The sequence below is a fragment of the Herbidospora solisilvae genome, assembly GCF_009901565.1.
GTDB classification, from domain to species: Bacteria; Actinomycetota; Actinomycetes; order Streptosporangiales; family Streptosporangiaceae; genus Herbidospora; species Herbidospora solisilvae.
In genome coordinates this window covers 744,684-760,342 of sequence record NZ_WXEW01000002.1, presented here as the reverse complement: position 1 = coordinate 760,342, position 15,659 = coordinate 744,684, and the positions used below count along the sequence as shown (strand labels likewise).

Annotated in this window: 10 protein-coding genes; 5 read left to right on the top strand and 5 right to left on the bottom strand. The window is 70.6% G+C overall.

The window, feature by feature from the left end:
- Positions 1-12 precede the first annotated feature (12 nt).
- The 3 genes from GT755_RS09140 (at position 13) to GT755_RS09130 (ending at position 3,839) form a co-directional block, all read left to right on the top strand.
- Positions 13-2,355, top strand: coding sequence for a glycoside hydrolase family 9 protein (locus GT755_RS09140; protein WP_161479240.1), 2,343 nt, complete (start codon positions 13-15; stop codon positions 2,353-2,355).
- Positions 2,356-2,496: 141 nt separating this feature from the next.
- On the top strand, positions 2,497-3,084 hold the full coding sequence (locus tag GT755_RS09135; protein WP_161479239.1) for a hypothetical protein: 588 nt from the start codon (positions 2,497-2,499) through the stop codon (positions 3,082-3,084).
- 56 nt (positions 3,085-3,140) lie between these two features.
- Entirely contained in the window at positions 3,141-3,839 is a 699-nt protein-coding gene (locus GT755_RS09130) for a hypothetical protein (RefSeq protein ID WP_161479238.1), read from the top strand.
- A gap of 142 nt (positions 3,840-3,981) precedes the next feature.
- Here the strand turns inward: GT755_RS09130 and GT755_RS09125 are convergent, their stop codons facing one another.
- From GT755_RS09125 to GT755_RS09115, 3 genes are read right to left on the bottom strand one after another with little or no spacing between them, the layout of a single operon-like run.
- The gene (locus GT755_RS09125) at positions 3,982-6,009 is read right to left on the bottom strand and encodes a DUF4132 domain-containing protein (RefSeq protein WP_161479237.1); all 2,028 of its coding nucleotides are present in this window, start codon (positions 6,007-6,009) and stop codon (positions 3,982-3,984) included.
- A gap of 23 nt (positions 6,010-6,032) precedes the next feature.
- A complete protein-coding gene (locus tag GT755_RS09120) occupies positions 6,033-7,562 on the bottom strand; it encodes a DUF4132 domain-containing protein (protein WP_161479236.1) in 1,530 nt (509 codons plus the stop codon).
- A gap of 1 nt (position 7,563) precedes the next feature.
- Positions 7,564-7,956, bottom strand: coding sequence for a hypothetical protein (locus GT755_RS09115; protein ID WP_161479235.1), 393 nt, complete (start codon positions 7,954-7,956; stop codon positions 7,564-7,566).
- Positions 7,957-8,044: 88 nt separating this feature from the next.
- Between GT755_RS09115 and GT755_RS09110 the strand changes: the two genes are divergently transcribed.
- Together GT755_RS09110 and GT755_RS09105 are read left to right on the top strand one after the other, a co-directional pair.
- Positions 8,045-10,909, top strand: coding sequence for a DEAD/DEAH box helicase (locus GT755_RS09110; protein WP_161479234.1), 2,865 nt, complete (start codon positions 8,045-8,047; stop codon positions 10,907-10,909).
- Positions 10,910-10,961: 52 nt separating this feature from the next.
- Positions 10,962-11,771 (top strand): SWIM zinc finger family protein, encoded by an 810-nt coding sequence (locus GT755_RS09105; RefSeq protein WP_161479233.1) that lies wholly within the window; start codon positions 10,962-10,964, stop codon positions 11,769-11,771.
- 19 nt (positions 11,772-11,790) lie between these two features.
- On the opposite strand, the gene GT755_RS09100 is transcribed toward GT755_RS09105, so the two are convergent.
- Positions 11,791-12,729, bottom strand: coding sequence for a diacylglycerol/lipid kinase family protein (locus GT755_RS09100; RefSeq protein ID WP_161479232.1), 939 nt, complete (start codon positions 12,727-12,729; stop codon positions 11,791-11,793).
- A 56-nt stretch (positions 12,730-12,785) separates the two neighbouring features.
- On the bottom strand, positions 12,786-15,545 hold the full coding sequence (locus GT755_RS09095) for an immune inhibitor A domain-containing protein (protein ID WP_235966206.1): 2,760 nt from the start codon (positions 15,543-15,545) through the stop codon (positions 12,786-12,788).
- Positions 15,546-15,659: the final 114 nt, after the last annotated feature.

Genomic DNA, 15,659 nt, shown 5'->3' with positions numbered 1-15,659 from the left:
AAGGACGCTCCTATGCGCCGTACGCTCCGCATCGCGGCCGTGGCACTGGTCGCCGCCGTCACCCTGCAACCGCAGCAGGCCTCCGCAGCCGTCTTCAACTACGGCGAGGCGCTGCAGAAGTCGATCCTGTTCTACGAGGCCCAGCAGTCGGGCCCGCTGCCCTCCTGGAACCGCGTCTCGTGGCGCGGCCCGTCCGGGCTGACCGACGGTTCGGACGTCGGGCTCGACCTGACCGGCGGCTGGTACGACGCCGGCGACCACGTCAAGTTCGGCCTGCCGATGGCGGCGGCCACCACGATGCTGGCGTGGGGGGCGGTCGAGTACCGCTCGTCGTACGGCACCCAGCTCACGCACCTGATGAACAACCTGCGGTTCGTCAACGACTACTTCATCAAGGCGCACCCGTCGGCCAACGTGCTCTACGGGCAGGTCGGCAACGGCGGGCTCGACCACGCCTGGTGGGGTCCGGCCGAGGCGATGCAGATGAACCGGCCGTCGTACAAGATCGACGCGAGCTGCGGCGGCGCCGACCTGGCCGGGGAGACGGCCGCGGCGATGGCGGCCTCCTCGATCGTGTTCCGGCCGACCGACCCGACGTACGCGAACACGCTGGTGACCCACGCGCGCCAGCTCTACACCTTCGCCGAGAACGTGAAGCGCGCCTACAGCGACTGCATCACCGACGCGGCGGGCTACTACCGCTCGTGGAGCGGCTTCAACGACGAGCTCGTGTGGGGCGCCATCTGGCTGCACCGGGCCACCGGTGAGGCGTCCTACCTGGCCAAGGCCGAGGCGGCGTACGCCAACCTGGGCACCGAGCCGCAGTCGACGACCAAGTCGTACAAGTGGACGATCGCCTGGGACGACAAGTCCTACGGCGCCTACGTGCTGCTGGCGAAGCTGACCGGCAAGCAGCAGTACCTCGACGACGCCAACCGCTGGCTCGACTACTGGACCGTCGGCGTCAACGGGCAGCGGGTGGCCTACTCGCCGGGCGGCCAGGCCGTCCTCGACCGCTGGGGCTCGCTCCGGTACGCCGCCAACACCTCCTTCGCGGCGCTCGTCCACAGCGACTCCATCACCGACGCGACGCGCAAGGCCCGCTACCACGACTTCGCGAAGCGCCAGATCGACTACGCGCTCGGCGACAACCCGCGCAACTCGTCGTACGTGATCGGCTTCGGCGCCAACCCCCCGAAGAACCCGCACCACCGCACGGCGCACGGCTCGTGGACCGACCAGATGACCAACCCGGTCGAGACCCGCCACGTCCTGTACGGCGCCCTCGTCGGCGGCCCCCCGGACCCGAACGACGCCTACACCGACAAGCGCGACGACTACGTGATGAACGAGGTCGCGACCGACTACAACGCCGGCTTCACCAGCGCCCTGGCCCGCCTCTACGGCGAGTACGGCGGCACCCCGCTGGCCAACTTCCCGCAGCCCGAGACGGCCCCGGAACCGGAGATCTTCACCGAGGCGTCGGTGAACGCGACCGGACCCAACTTCACCGAGGTCAAGGTCATGGTCCGGAACCAGTCGGGCTGGCCGGCCCGGAACCTGACCAACGGCTCGTTCCGCTACTACTTCACCCTCGACGGCGACACCACCCCGGCCGACATCACGATCACGGCCAACTACAACCAGTGCAGCGCGCCGACCGGTCCCACCCAGCACTCCGGGGCGGTCTACTACGTGACGATCAACTGCACCGGCCAGAACATCGCCCCGGCGGGCCAGTCCCAGCACCGGCGCGAGGTGCAGTTCCGGGTGGCCAGCTCGAAGCAGTGGAGCGCGGCCAACGACTGGTCGTACGTGGGCGTGTCGACGACGCCGGGCTCGACCCCGGTGCGGGTCACCAACATCCCGCTGTACGCGGGGACGACCAAGATCTGGGGCAACACCCCGGGCAACGACCCGTCGCCCTCCCCCAGCCCGTCCCCGTCGCCCTCGCCCTCGCCTTCGCCTTCCCCCTCGCCCAGCCCGTCGCCTTCACCTTCGCCGTCGCCCTCGCCCTCGCCGAGCCCCAGCCCGTCGCCTTCCCCGACCGGTAAGGCCTGCACGGCGACCTACACGATCAGCAGCCAGTGGGGCGGCGCGTTCGGCGGGGAGGTGTCGGTGCGGAACTCCGGCAGCGTCGCCATCACCGGGTGGACCGTGAACTGGACGTGGCCCAACGGCCAGAGCATCTCCCAGCTCTGGAACGGCCAGCACACCCAGTCGGGCTCGGCCGTGACCGTCCGGAACATGAACTACAACGGCAACCTGTCCCCCAACGCCTCGACCGGCTTCGGCTTCAACGCGAGCTGGAACGGCACCAACGGAGTGCCGGCGGTGACCTGCACCCCGGCCTGACCCGAGCCGCCCGCCTTCCCCAGACGGACCCCTCTGGGGGAGGCGGGCCCCCAAACGGCCCCGCCCCTCATTCCGCAGGGGGGCGGGGCTTTCCACATGCGTTTCCTGGACGCCCGATTTGATGTGCGGCATTCTGCTCGCGTGACCGATCTGGACGATCAAGCGATTTCGCCCGCCGCACGGCGAACGGGTGAGCCGCCGGGGAAGATGTTTCTTTCCTGCACGATCCTGGTGACGCTGATGGCTTTCTACCTGACCTCCGTTCCCCACCCCTATTCGGAGGCGTGGGTCTTCGGCTTCCTGGCCTGGTGCGTGATTCTTCCGACGTTCGTCGTCAAGCTGGTGCTGGCCAAGCCCGGTGGCGGATCCTCACCGGTCCCGTCGCTGCTGGTGCTGGTGGTCTTCGCGGTCTGCCTGCTCGGAATGGCGCTCGACCTTCCCCACAAGGCGCGTTTCGCGTTGTCGGAGAGCAGCCTGGAGGCGTATGCGCGCGATGTCGCCGGCGACCGCGCCAGGACCGATTGCCGAATGGTCGGCCTCTATAACGTCTGCGACGCGCAGCCCATCGCCGGCGGGGCCCAGCTCATGGTCACCGATCCGCCCATCGCGCAGTCCCGAGGATTCCTCTGGCTTCCGGGCGGAACTCAACCGCCCGACGATACGGAGTGCGAGACGTTCCGGCATCTGTCCGGCCCGTGGTGGTCGTGCAAGACCTGGGACGGATGGTGAAATTCCTTGGCGCGATGAGAACATCCGCGCCGAAACAGACGCGGTAGAACCGAAATGTGGAATCGGATTCAGCCCGGCGTCTCCTGCACTGGTTCCATTTCGCGGTGCGCATCCTGCTGCTGCTCGTCCTGCTCGGTGGGGCCGTGCTCGTCAGCGCCACGTTCCGGCCGTCGATCCGCACCCTCGACCAGTTCCGGTTCGCCCTTTCGTCCGGTGAGGTCGACCGGGTGACGTGGCGGGGCAACGGCGGCGAGATATGGCTGCTGACGTGGTCGGAGTCGCCGCTGGTCTGGCACGAGGTCCAGAGTGACGGGCTGCGGGATGCCAAGGGGCCGTACACGATCAAGCGGCTCAACGCCGACGCCTCGCGCAACCCGGTCGTGCCCTCGATCGTGCAGCTCGACGATCGACGGGGCGGGTCGTTCGCGCCCTCATGGCCGTTCCGGTTCCCCGGCGGCACGAACCTGTGGTGGCTGGCGACCGCCTGGATCCTCACGTTCCTGCTCATGCTGTGGTCGCGGCCGAGGCTGGGCAACCGGTGGGCGTGGTTCTGGTTGTTCACCGTCGGGGAGATCGGCGCGCTGCTGTTCCTGGTGCTGGAACCGAGACCGCTGTGGCAGGGGCCCGGTGAGCGGCCCGCTCACGGCAGGCCGATCAGCGGCGGCACCGGCTGCCTGTACTCGATTCTGCTGGCCGTCGTCTCGGTCGGCGCCGCCCTGGGCGTCGGGGAACTCGTCAGGCTGCTGCTGGGCTGAGGCGCGGGTGATTTGATTTACCTGCCATCGCGCCCCAGCATGGCCGGGTGAAGCCCTGGGTGAAAGTCGTCTGTCTCGTCCTGGTCGTGAGCCTCGCCGGCGCGGCGTTGTTGTCGGCGGTGAACCTGGTCACGTCGTTCCTCTAGGCCGCTCTGATCTGGCGCACGATGGTCGGGTCGGTGATCGCGGTGTCGTCGGCCAGGAGGAAGGCCTTGCTGAGGATCAGCGACAGGCGGCCGTCCTCCTCGAACGGCAGGAACAGGCCGCTCGACGCGGTGGTCTTGGCGACGATGCACAGGTAGGCGTCGTTTGGCTCCATCAGGATGTTCGCCGAGTTGAGGTGGATCCGGTAGGTCCGCAGGTCACCCCTGACGACCAGGTAGCGGCCCGTCAGGGTGCAGCGGTCGGCGATGGTGAGGCGGGGCAGCAGGCGGGCCAGGGCGTCGCGGCGCACCTCGGCCGACGAGGACAACTCGGCGAAGGAGCAGCTCTCCCAGTAGTGGCGCAGCTCCCCCGGTTCGCGGTCGGCCCACTGCGGCTCGGACATGATCGAGCTGACCCCGACGAACAGGTCGGCGTCGCGCATGGCCTCGCTGAAGACCAGCGGCGGGACCTCCGTGAGCGGCGCCTCCCGCCACCGGTCTCCGATGTGCCGGTCGAAGGTGACGACGGAGGTCTGGGCGTAGCCCTCCTCGTAGAGGTGGTGGCTCAGGGTGGCCCGCCACTGCCCGCCCGCCAGCACGCGCCGGGCCTGGCCGTCGTCGTGTCCGCCGTCCCAGAAGCCCATGTAGCGGGAGGCCCAGCCACGGTCCTTGAACAGCGCGCGGATCCGTGAGTAGTGCACGATGTGCCCCTCGAACCGGCGGGAACCGACCCCGCTCGCCTCCTCGGCCGGGGTCAGCAGATAGACCTCGCGGAACGCCTGCTTGAACGGCTGGCGGATCTCCTTGTCCTGGACGACCTCCCGCCAGGCCCGCACCTCCTCGACCGACGCCCGCGCCGGGTGCCACAACCGCACCGGCACGTCGGGGACGGTCAGCCCGAGCCGCGCCTCCCACACGCCGGGCGTGACCTCGAACTCCCAGATCAGGCGGTCGGCGACCGGGTTGCCCTCCAGCTGGCGGTAGGGCGGCGGGGCCGGGCTCGTGTATCCGGCCTCCAGCGCCCTGGCCAGCGTGAGCTGCCGCTGTGCGGCCTGCCTGGCCGCGTCTTTCAGCCGTTTGACGTCGTCGGGGTGGTCGCGCCGGACCGCCGCGGGCACCGACTTGAGCTTCCGGTCGCCGTGCCACCACGACAACTCGACGGCCCCGTCGGTGGAGATGACCGCGGTGTGCTCGCCGAAGGTCTCGCGGAGCCGCCCGTCGGGCATCCGGAACGCGACGTCGAGCCGGTCGGCGAGCGTGGGCTCGATGCGCTTGAACTTCTTGGCCAGCTCCTTGGGTACCCCGGCGTGCCGGGTGATCCGGGCGGCGGTGCGCAACGAGGCGATCGCCTCGGGCGTCGGCCGGTCTTCGGTCGCGCGGGCGATCTCGTACAGCAGCGCCTGAGAGGGCAGGGTCTTGGCGTTGGTGGGCGCGACGGCGATGCCCCGTACAAGACCGTCGAGCAGGTCGGGCAACCAGGTCTCGTCGCGGTGGAGCGCCAGCCGGACGGCCCGGCCGAGCGCCGCGACCTCCGCGTCGTCGAAGAGCCTGGTCGTGTACGGGATCTCGCCCGCCTGCAGCCGGGCGACCCTTGCCTCGGCCGACTCCAGCGCGGTGCGGGTGAAGCCGAGGTAGCCGGGCTGCTCGGCCAGCCAGTCGAGCCCGTCGATTGGCATCGGCCTGCGGGGCACCGTCCAGGCGACGCTCCGCAGCAGCTCGCTGAACAACGCCCGCCGTTCGACCTCCCAGCCGAACACCACCGTGTTCTCGGCGACCGCGATGACCCCCTGTTTCTCGGCGAGCCAGGCCGCCAGCCGGGCGTCCATGCCCCCGATCCCGGCCGCGACCACGGTGGACCACGTGCCCAGGCTCGGATGCCGGTCGTGAATCGTGTTCTCGACCAGTTCACGCGCCCCGGCCGCCATCACCCGCAGGTCGGGGATGTTGGCCCCGGCCAGGGTGGTCGTGTCGCGGGCGGTTGCGCCGAGCACGTCGTAGAGGCGCTTGGCGAGGGGGGAGAGTTCCATGGAGAACATGTGCGTCATTTCGGTCAGGGGCGGAGCTGGCGGGTGATGGTGGGGTCGGTGATCTCGGTGTCGGCGGCCAGCAGGAACGCCTTCGAGAGGATGACCGACAACATGCCGGGCCGGACCCGCTGCGCGGCCGGGCCGTGGAGGACCTCCCAGATGAGGGCGCGGGCGTGGGAACCGGTGACCGGGTGGTCGAGGTAGAACTCCCGGACCGCTTCCCAGTGCCAGACGCGCTCGGTGGCCATGGCCCGCTCGACGCGGAACCGCTCGGCGGGCAGCGCCTTCTTGAGCTCCTTGGCGGTGGCCCGGAACTCGGCCAGCAGCCCGCGGTCGACGCTCTTGGGGATGGTCGTGCGGCCGTGGTGGGTGATCGCGCCGGTCACCGACAGGGTGAGCCCGTCTTCGGTGCGGGAGCCGTCGAAGCCCAGGCCGAAGGTGGGCACGGTGCGTTCGAGAAGCTGGTCGGAGGTCAGCCCCTCCCGCGCGGCGATCGACGCCAGGATCCCGGCGACCTTGGCCAGGATGTTCCTCCTGCGGACCCTCGCCTGCACTCGGGCGAGCCATGGCACCGCGTCGAGCCCGCCGCGCCGGTCGAGCACGCCCAGGGCGGCGTTGGCGACCCGTTCGTTGCGCGCGTTCGGACCGGAGCCGCCCATCCCGATGCCGGTGGCGAGGGCGACGTCACCCAGCAGGCCGGTCACCCAGGGCTCGTCGAGCGGCTCGCAGGTCCAGATCATCCCGCGCAGCAGGTCGGCGGTGCGGTGCTCCAGGTAGACGAGGACCTCGACGTAACCGTTGTGCCGGAGCCCCTCCCGGTAGGCCGGTACGCGGCCCAGGATCTCGCGGACCAGCTCGGCCGCCTCGGGGGTGAGGCGTTCGGCGGCGACCTGCGTCCACCGCCTCGACGGGTTGGCGGCGGTCGCGGTCGCCCAGTGGCGCGCCATCGGGAGGACCCGGCCCAGCCGCTCGCCGTATTCGTCGTGCAGCAGGTCGGCGAAGGCGTCGTCGGCGGGCAGGAGCGCGCGCACGGCCGCGCCGGGATCGCCGGCCAGGTGCTCGGCGAGGAGGTCGTCGAGCCGCCGCACGACCGGCGACGCGATGACCCCGGGAAGCCTCTCCATCTGGCGCCGGGCGTGGGTCATGAGCGCCAGCAGGGGTTCGCGCTCGGCGACCGGCACCCGGCGCACGGCGGAGACGGGGATCTCCAGGACGGTGTCGGCGTAGCGCTCCGAGACGCTGCCCGTGGTGCGCCACAGCAGCTCTCGCTCCCGGGGCGTCCAGTTCAGCCTGCGCCTGGCCACCTGGACGAGGAACGGCCAGTCGAAGACGTCGTCGGTCAGCGTGAGCAGTTGCGCCCACAGTGCCGTCGCGCGCCATTCGGCCTCGCCCCACCCGCCGCTCAGCTCCTTGAAGCGCGGGTTGTCGATGTAGCCGTAGGGGGCACGCGGGCTGACGACGCCGTCGAGGCGGTCGAACATCCGCAGCGTCCCGGGGTCGAGCTCGTCGAGCCAGCCGCGTGACTCCGCCGGGAGCCCGTCGAGCACGCCCATCTCAGCCGCCCACCAGCGGCACCAGCTTGACGAACGACACGACCGGGTCGACGAGCAGGTCGATCTCGGCGTCGAGGTCGAGGATCTGGCGGTCGCCGACCAGCAGCAGGAATCCATTGCGGAGGAACGCCGCCTCGGCCGCGTCGGCCTGCTTCTCCCAGTCAAGCCGCCGGGCCGTGCGCATGCGGTAGCCGTTGAGGTCGGCCTCGGCGTCGGTCGGCTTCACCAGGCCCCGGTAGTGGTGGGACGGCGCGGCGTTGTGGCGGGCCACCTCCTCGCGCACCCGCAGCCGGACCAGTTCCCGGGCGGTGATGCGTTCGGGCAGGTCGGGCAGGGAGAACTCGGCCAGCGCGCGGCCGGTCGCGGTCTCGTCGCGGAACGTCACCAATGCCATGGGGGCACCCGTCCTCGTGGGGGAAGATCATGTGTTGGCCCCAATTCATAGCAACGGCTTCCGACAAAAACGGCGGTAGCTTGTCGGGATGCCAGTGCACGCGGTCTGGGCCGGGGGGCGGGCCGGATTCTGGGCGGAAGGTTCGCCAAGCCCCGCGACGTCGGAACGTCATCCGTTCGCCGGGCCGCCGGAGGAGGTCGACGGCCGGCCCGAGGAGGTCGTGTTGCGGTTGCCGTCCGACGCCGACGGGCCGGTGCACTCGTCGTTCACCACGGCGACCCACCTGCGCGAGTGGGCCCTGTCCGCGGTCTTCCCGGGCGAGCCGCCCGAACTGGAGGAGCCTTCGGGGTCGGTACGCTTCCTCGCCGCCCTCGACGAGTTCGCGCGTGACCTGGTGAGAAGAGGCCGGGTCCTGCCCGGCCTGGTCGGCCGGGAGGCCCGCTGGCGGCCGGTGCTGACGGGCGCCGACGCGAGCCGGGCCGCGGAACTGGCCGCCGCGATGCCGCCGGTGTTCCGGGCGGCCGACGCGCGGCCCGCCCGCGAGGTGCTGCACGACGCGCTGACACGGCTGGCCGACCGGGCCGTCCGGGCCGCCCTGCCCGACCGCATCCTCATGGGCCACCGGCCGGGCAAACGCAGCCCGGTCGCCGACCAGTGGGCGGTGAAGCTGATCGGCGACGACGTCCACCTCGACGGCGACCTCGGTGAGCTGCGCGCGGAGCTCGACCGCTGGCACGACGCCGCGCACGCCTTCGACGGGCCGGTCAGGGTGGCCTTCCGGCTGGGCGAGACCGGCGACGACGGCTGGGAGGTCGGCTTCTCGTTGCAGTCGGCCGACGACCCGAGCCTCGACCTGCCGGCCGCCGAGGTGTGGCGGGGGGCGCGGCTGCCGGGGGTCGTCGCGGAGAACGAGCTGCTCGCGGGGCTGGGCCGGGCGGTCCGGCTCTATCCGGAGCTCGACCGGGCGCTCCGCGACCCCCGGCCCGAAGGGCTCACGCTCGACACCCGGGGCGCGTTCGCGTTCCTCAAGAACGCCGCGCCGCTGCTGAGCGCGGCCGGGTTCGGGGTGCGCCTGCCCGCGTGGGCGGGGAAGACGAAGCTGGGGCTCAAGCTCACCACCCGCAGCCGGCAGGGGCCGAAGGCGGTCGGCGGCCAGGGCTTCGGGCTCGACCAGATCGTCGACTTCCGGGTCGATCTCGCCGTCGGCGAGCACGTCGTCACCGAGGAGGAGCTGGCCGAGCTGGCCCGGCTGAAGGTGCCGCTGGTCCGGGTGCGCGGCCAGTGGGTCGAGCTCGACGACCGGCAGCTCAAGGCCGCGCTGAAGATCCTGGAGCAGCGCAGAGACGGCACGAGAACGGCGCGGGAGGTCATCAACGAGGTCGTGCTCGGCGGCGACGACGACCTCCCGATCACGACGGTCGACGCCGACGGTCTGCTCGGCGACCTGCTGTCGGGCGAGGCCGACCGGCGGCTGGAGCCGGTCCCCGCTCCCGAGGGGCTGACGGGTGCGCTGCGGCCCTACCAGCAGAGAGGGCTGGCCTGGCTGAGCTTCCTGTCGGACCTGGGGCTGGGCGGGGTGCTGGCCGACGACATGGGCCTCGGAAAGACGATCACGACCCTGTCGCTGCTGCTCGCCGAGCGCTCGGCATCGGCTTCCGGGAAGGCGGGACGCGGTGAATCCGGCTCGGAGACGCGCACCCCCGCGCCGACGTTGCTGGTCTGCCCGATGTCGCTGCTCAGCAACTGGCAGAAGGAGGCGGCACGGTTCGCCCCCGGTCTGCGGGTGCACGTCTACCACGGCTCCGGCCGCGAGCTGGCCGACGCCGACCTCGTGCTCACCACCTACGGCACCGCGCTGCGCGACGTCGGCCACCTGGCGGCGCGGGAGTGGGAGCGGGTGGTCTGCGACGAGGCGCAGGCGATCAAGAACAGCGCGGCCCGGCAGGCGCAGGCGGTCAGGTCGATCCCGGCCCGGACCCGGCTCGCCCTCACCGGCACCCCGGTCGAGAACCACCTCGCCGAGCTCTGGTCGATCATGGAGTTCTGCAACCCTGGCCTGCTCGGTTCGGCCCGCGCGTTCCGCGACCGCTTCCAGGAGCCGATCGAGGTGCGCCGCGACGAGAACGCCGTGGCCGCGCTGAAGCGCGCGACCGGCCCGTTCGTGTTGCGGCGGCTGAAGACCGACAAGACGATCATCTCCGACCTGCCCGACAAGCTGGAGATGAAGGTGTGGTGCACGCTCACCCCTGAGCAGGCCACCCTCTACCGCGCGGTCGTCGACGACGTGATGGGCCGCATCGAGGGCAGCGAGGGCATCGAACGGCGCGGCAACGTGCTGGCCGCGATGACCCGGCTCAAGCAGGTCTGCAACCACCCCGCCCACCTGCTGAAAGACGGCTCCCGGCTGGCCGGGCGGTCGGGCAAGCTGGCCCGCCTGGAGGAGCTCTGCGAGGAGATCCTGGCCGAGGGCGAGAAGGCCCTGGTCTTCACCCAGTACGCCGAGTTCGGCTCACTGATCCTGCCTCATCTGGAGGCCCGGCTCGACCGGCCGGTGTTGTGGCTGCACGGCGGCCTGACCAAGCGGCGGCGCGACGAACTGGTCGACCGTTTCCAGACCGACGACGAGCCGATGATCTTCCTGCTGTCGCTGAAGGCGGCCGGCACCGGCCTCAACCTGACGGCCGCCAACCACGTGATCCACGTCGACCGGTGGTGGAACCCGGCGGTGGAGAACCAGGCCACCGACCGGGCCTTCCGCATCGGCCAGACGAAGAACGTGCAGGTCAGGAAGTTCATTTGCACGGGCACCATCGAGGAGCGCGTCGACGAGATGATCGAACGCAAACAGGCCCTGGCCGAGCGGGTGGTCGGCACCGGCGAAGACTGGCTCACGTCGCTGTCGACGGAGCAGCTCCGCGACCTGTTCACGCTGGGGCCGGAGGCGGTGGCATGACCCGCTCGCGCCTCGGCGAAGCAGGCCGGCCCCGACGATTCGAGGTGGTCCGATGAGTCCCGTCGGGAAAGACGGCTGGTTCGAGGCCGGCACGCCCATCAAGGTCGAGGGCGGCATCAGAGCGCGGGGCCGGCGCGGCACCATCGGCGAGAAGTGGTGGTCGCGGCGGTTCGTCGACATCCTCGAACGGGTCTGCGACCCCGGGCGGCTCGCACGGGGCCGCGCCTATGCCCGCCAGGGCCAGGTGGTCTCGATGACCGTCAGGGCCGGGTCGGTCGAAGCGGTGGTCCAGGGGTCGCGCCCCGAGCCGTACAGGGTCGAGATCGAGATCGAGGCCTACGGCCAGGAGGAGTGGGCGGAGCTCGAACGGGTCGTCGCGGGGCAGGCCGGTCATCGGGCCCGGCTGCTGGCGGGTGAGATGCCGAAGGAGCTCGACGCGCTGTTCGCAGGCGCCGGTTACCCGCTCTTCCCCGAGCAGGGCGAACTGGAGATGACCTGCGGTTGCCCCGACTGGGGCAACCCGTGCAAACACGTCTCGGCGGTGCTCTACCTGCTGGCCGAGGCGTTCGACGACGACCCGTTCCTGGTGCTGGCCTGGCGCGGCAAGCCCAGGGAGCAGCTCTTGGACGAACTCCGCACCCCCGCCGACGAACCGCTGGAAGACCGGCTCGCCGACTTCTACGCGCTCAACGTCTCGGCCGCCCGGTTGAAGGGCCCGCGGACCCCGGACACCCTGCCCGACCTGCTGCTCCGGGCGCTGGAACCGCCGAAGGTGAAGGTCAGGCACATCCCGCTGCTCGACCTGCTGCGACCGGCCTATCGAAGCTTCACCGGGCCGGAGGAACCGCCGGGCGACGCTTGACCGCGGCCGCTTCGGGGGCTCAGGTGTCGACGAAGCCCTGCGGCACCATGACGCGCACCCCGTTGGGGATCGTCTTGATCACCAGCGGGGTCATCAGCCGCACCTCACCGTCGATGTCGGCGGCCATCGGCGGGTCGGTTTCGAGGAGCATCTCCTTGCCGACCACGAACGGGCCGCCCGCGAGGCTGCGCCACTTGCCGGTGGTGGCCCGCAGGAACGTCTCGCCCAGCAGCCGCAGCCGCTTGCCGGAGCCGAGCTGGTAGGCGACCAGGTTGCGGTTGTCGATGGAGATGTCGCTGGCGATCTGCCAGCCGCCGTGGAAGCGGCCGTTGGCGATGTTGAGCTGGTGGGTGAGCAGCTCGTGGCGGCGGCCCTCGACGGTGATGAAGGCCCGGAAGGGCGTGTGGCCGGGCAGGATCGTCAGCGCGGTGAGCGGGTAGGCGGCCCGGCCGGCCAGCCGCTTCAGCCACGGTTTGACGGTTCCGGCGACCTCGACCGAGACCCCGAAGCTGGCCAGGTTGGCGAACGGGCGGTCGCCGCACAGGCCGAGGTCGATGTCGGCGACCTTGCCCTCGGTGAAGACCCGCACCGCGCCCGCGCGGGTCAGCGGCAGGCCGAGGCTGCGGGCGAAGTTGTTGGTGGTGCCCAGCGGCAGCACGCCGAGCGCGACGTCGCGGTGGGCGATGTGCTTGATCGAGCTGGACAGGGTGCCGTCGCCGCCGCCGACGATGAGCAGGTCGGGACCGAGGCCGAGGGCTTCGTCGAGGCGGGCGCGCAACCGGCGCGGATCGTCGACGGGGAACACGCCGAGCGGCGAGAAGCCGGCTTCGCGGATGAGCCGCACGACTTCGGCGAAGTGTTTGCGGCCCCGGCGCGATTTGGTGTTCACGACGACGGCGGCCCGGCGATGCTCCCGGATGGCCGCCGTATGGTCGAGCTTGCTCCGCACCCTGCACATGGTAGTGCCCGGCGGTCTCCCGCCGGGCACCGGTCAGCCGAACGCGATCTTAACGGCTACTTCTTCGGCGGGGTCACCTGGACGATGACACCGAGGTTCAGCGGCAGCGGGCTGACGAGCTTCAGCTTCACGCCGAGCTCCTTGCCCTCGTCACCGGGGTTGCCGGAGCCGAGCACGAACCCGTTGACGTTCTCGCCGTACAGGTCGGTGGCCGGGCTGCCGTCGGGGTTGACGATCCGGGCGGTGTAGGCCTGGTTGTCCTTCGACGGCACGACCGCCGAGGCGTCGCGCAGGCGGAAGTAGAGCCCGTCGGGACGGTTCTCCAGGCCCGGGTACCAGGTCTTGGCGTCGGTGAACTCCTTGACCGGGTTCTGCGCCGGGAAGCTGGTGCAGTACTCGACGAACGGCTCGGCCGCCGGCTCCAGGCACTCCTTGAACGGATACGTCTTGCCGAAGCCGAAGGCGGCGTTGGAGGCCTGCGGACGCATCGGGATGTTCTTCAGGGCGCTGGTGTCCTTCGTCGCGGCGACGCCGGAACGGCGCAGCGGCTCGAAGTGCGAGTCGACCAGCAGGAGCTGGCCCTTCGACCCCACCGACGGCAGGTTGAACTGGTTGGCGGCCGGGTTGTTCATGCCGTACGACGCGTCGCGCAGCCACACGAGGAGGCCGGGGGCGTTGTAGGCGACCTTCTCGACCTTCCAGGCGCCGTCGCGCTGCCAGGTGGTGTCGTAGGTGTACTTGAGGCCCTGGTCGAAGCCGTCGTAGTTGCGCCACTCGGCCAGGTAGTACTGCTCGGAGTTGATCGAGCCGCCGTGGATGTTCCAGCCCGCGCCGGTCGTGTCGGTGAACGTGCCGGTGGTGGCGGTCCAGCCGTTGGCGCCGCCCTCGACGTCGTCGCTCCAGACGGTCGCGCCACCCGCGGTGACGGCGAAGTCGTCGGAGAACCAGCCGCGCTCGATGGCGGCCTCGTCGGTGTTGTACGCCAGGCGGATCTGGATGGTGGCGCCCGCGAACGGCGTCAGGTCGACGTAGTCGTGCCGCCAGCCGTGGGTGTCGCCGGTCAGGCCGTACTTCTTGTTGCCGAAGTCGTGCATGCGGCCGTTCGGGTCGGCGTAGCCGTCGTCGGTGGTGACGAGCGTGCCGTCCTCGGAGTAGACCTTCTGCTGGGCCCAGGTGGCACCGCCGTCGGTCGAGACCTCGACGAAGCCGAAGTCCCACTCCTCCTCGATGGTGTAGTCGTTCCACATCCAGAAGCGGGGGCTGCCGGTCGCCGGGACCTGGACGGTCCGGGTCAGCTTGCTGTCGGCCCACATCTGGTCGTTGTTCGACCACCACATGTTCGCGCCCGAGTGGGGCGTGGCCATGACGACGTGCTTGGACGGCAGGTTGATGCGCAGGCCGTCCTCGGTCAGCTTGGGCGTGCGCGAGGTCTGGCCGATGGTGACGAGCTTGCTCTTGTCACCGGGGTTGACGACCTCGGGGTCCACCCAGCCGAGCACCCACTTGTCCCAGAGGCCCATGTGGGTCGGCATGGACTGGAAGATCGGGCCCGAGTGGGAGCCGGTCGACATCAGGTCCCAGAACTCCACCGAGCTGTCGCCGGCGCCGGAGGCGTCGTACAGGTCGGGCAGGCCGAGGTCGTGGCCGTACTCGTGGGCGAAGACGCCGACGCCGGAGTCCTCCGGCTGCACGATGTAGTTGGCGATCTTCTTGTTGGTGCCGGGGACGGTGTAGCCGCCGGGGATGGTCGAGGAGTGCGCCCAGATGGCGTACGTGCCCTCGGCGCCGCCGCCGCCCGACTTGTCCTCACCGGCGTGCACGAGCACGAGGTGGTCGATGACGCCGTCGGGCTCCAGGACGTTGCCGTCGCCGTCGGCGTCGGCGGTGTCCTCGATGTCGTAGTCGGCCCACGGGAAGCTCGGCTGCTGCTGCGCGAGCACGTTCACCGCGTCGATGCCGAGCTGGGCCGGGCCCGCCGGGTTGTCGGGGTGGCCGGCCATCTGCTGCGGGTAGGTGCCGCACTGGCCGGCGCCGTACCAGGCCTCGGAGTGGGGGACCTTCAGCCAGCCGATCGCCGCGCCCGAGACGGTGTAGGCACCCTTGGACATCTCCTCGTACATCTTCTTCATGGTGAAGCCGGAGATGTCGATGCCCTTCTTACCGTCGCGGGGGTCCTTGAGGTCCTTGCGGACCCGCTCGGTGATCCCGGCGTCGGAGTAGAGCATCTTGTTGAAGTGGTCGGTGCTGAAGTTCGGCACCCAGAAGGAGTTGTTGTCCTTCCCGCCGCCCGCGGCCGTGGCCGGGTCGGGGATGTTGTTGTGCAGCGGGCCGTTCATCTTCGTGCCGGCCGGCTCGGTGACGCACGTGTTGATGTCGGCGGTCGACACCGGGCGGACGAAACCGGAGAAGTCGTCGTTGGCGTTCTCGTTGAACTCCACGAGAAGCGTCAGCAGTTTGGCCGTACGCTTCGTGCCCGCCTTCTTGTAGATGAAGTCGAACGGGTTCTGCCCGGTGCGGATGGCGCGGCGCTCGTTGTTGGCGAGCGTCCGGGCGGCGACGGGGTTGCCGCCGGCGTACTTGTGGTCGATCTCCTCGGCGATGGCCTGGGTGGCCTGCCGGCTCGCCTTGGCCGCCTCGCTCAGCTTCTCGGCCGAGCGGTCGGAGGTGTCCGACTGCGCGCGCGGGGGCGTGTAGTTGATGTAGTGGTCGCTGAGCGACGGGGTCCAGCGGGCCACCGTGGTGTCCGCCGAAGCCGGGACCGTGGCCGCGGTGAGCCCCGCGGCCAGCAGCCCGAGCGCGGGCACGATGGCGGCCAACCGCCGCGCCCTGCGAGGGGATGCTGCAAAGGCTGACAAGTGATTCCTCCCTCACCCGGTAGTCAGCCGGGCTTGTCGAGGCGCGCGGGGGTGGTGCGCGCCACCGTGCGGTCG

Excerpts from the sequence above, each read along its gene's own strand:
- GT755_RS09140 (WP_161479240.1), top strand. The coding sequence starts at position 13 with ATGCGCCGTACGCTCCGCATCGCGGCCGTGGCACTGGTCGCCGCCGTC.
- GT755_RS09120 (WP_161479236.1), bottom strand. The coding sequence starts at position 7,562 with ATGGGCGTGCTCGACGGGCTCCCGGCGGAGTCACGCGGCTGGCTCGAC.
- GT755_RS09100 (WP_161479232.1), bottom strand. The coding sequence starts at position 12,729 with ATGTGCAGGGTGCGGAGCAAGCTCGACCATACGGCGGCCATCCGGGAG.
- GT755_RS09110 (WP_161479234.1), top strand. The coding sequence starts at position 8,045 with ATGCCAGTGCACGCGGTCTGGGCCGGGGGGCGGGCCGGATTCTGGGCG.
- GT755_RS09115 (WP_161479235.1), bottom strand. The coding sequence starts at position 7,956 with ATGGCATTGGTGACGTTCCGCGACGAGACCGCGACCGGCCGCGCGCTG.
- GT755_RS09125 (WP_161479237.1), bottom strand. The coding sequence starts at position 6,009 with ATGGAACTCTCCCCCCTCGCCAAGCGCCTCTACGACGTGCTCGGCGCA.
- GT755_RS09105 (WP_161479233.1), top strand. The coding sequence starts at position 10,962 with ATGAGTCCCGTCGGGAAAGACGGCTGGTTCGAGGCCGGCACGCCCATC.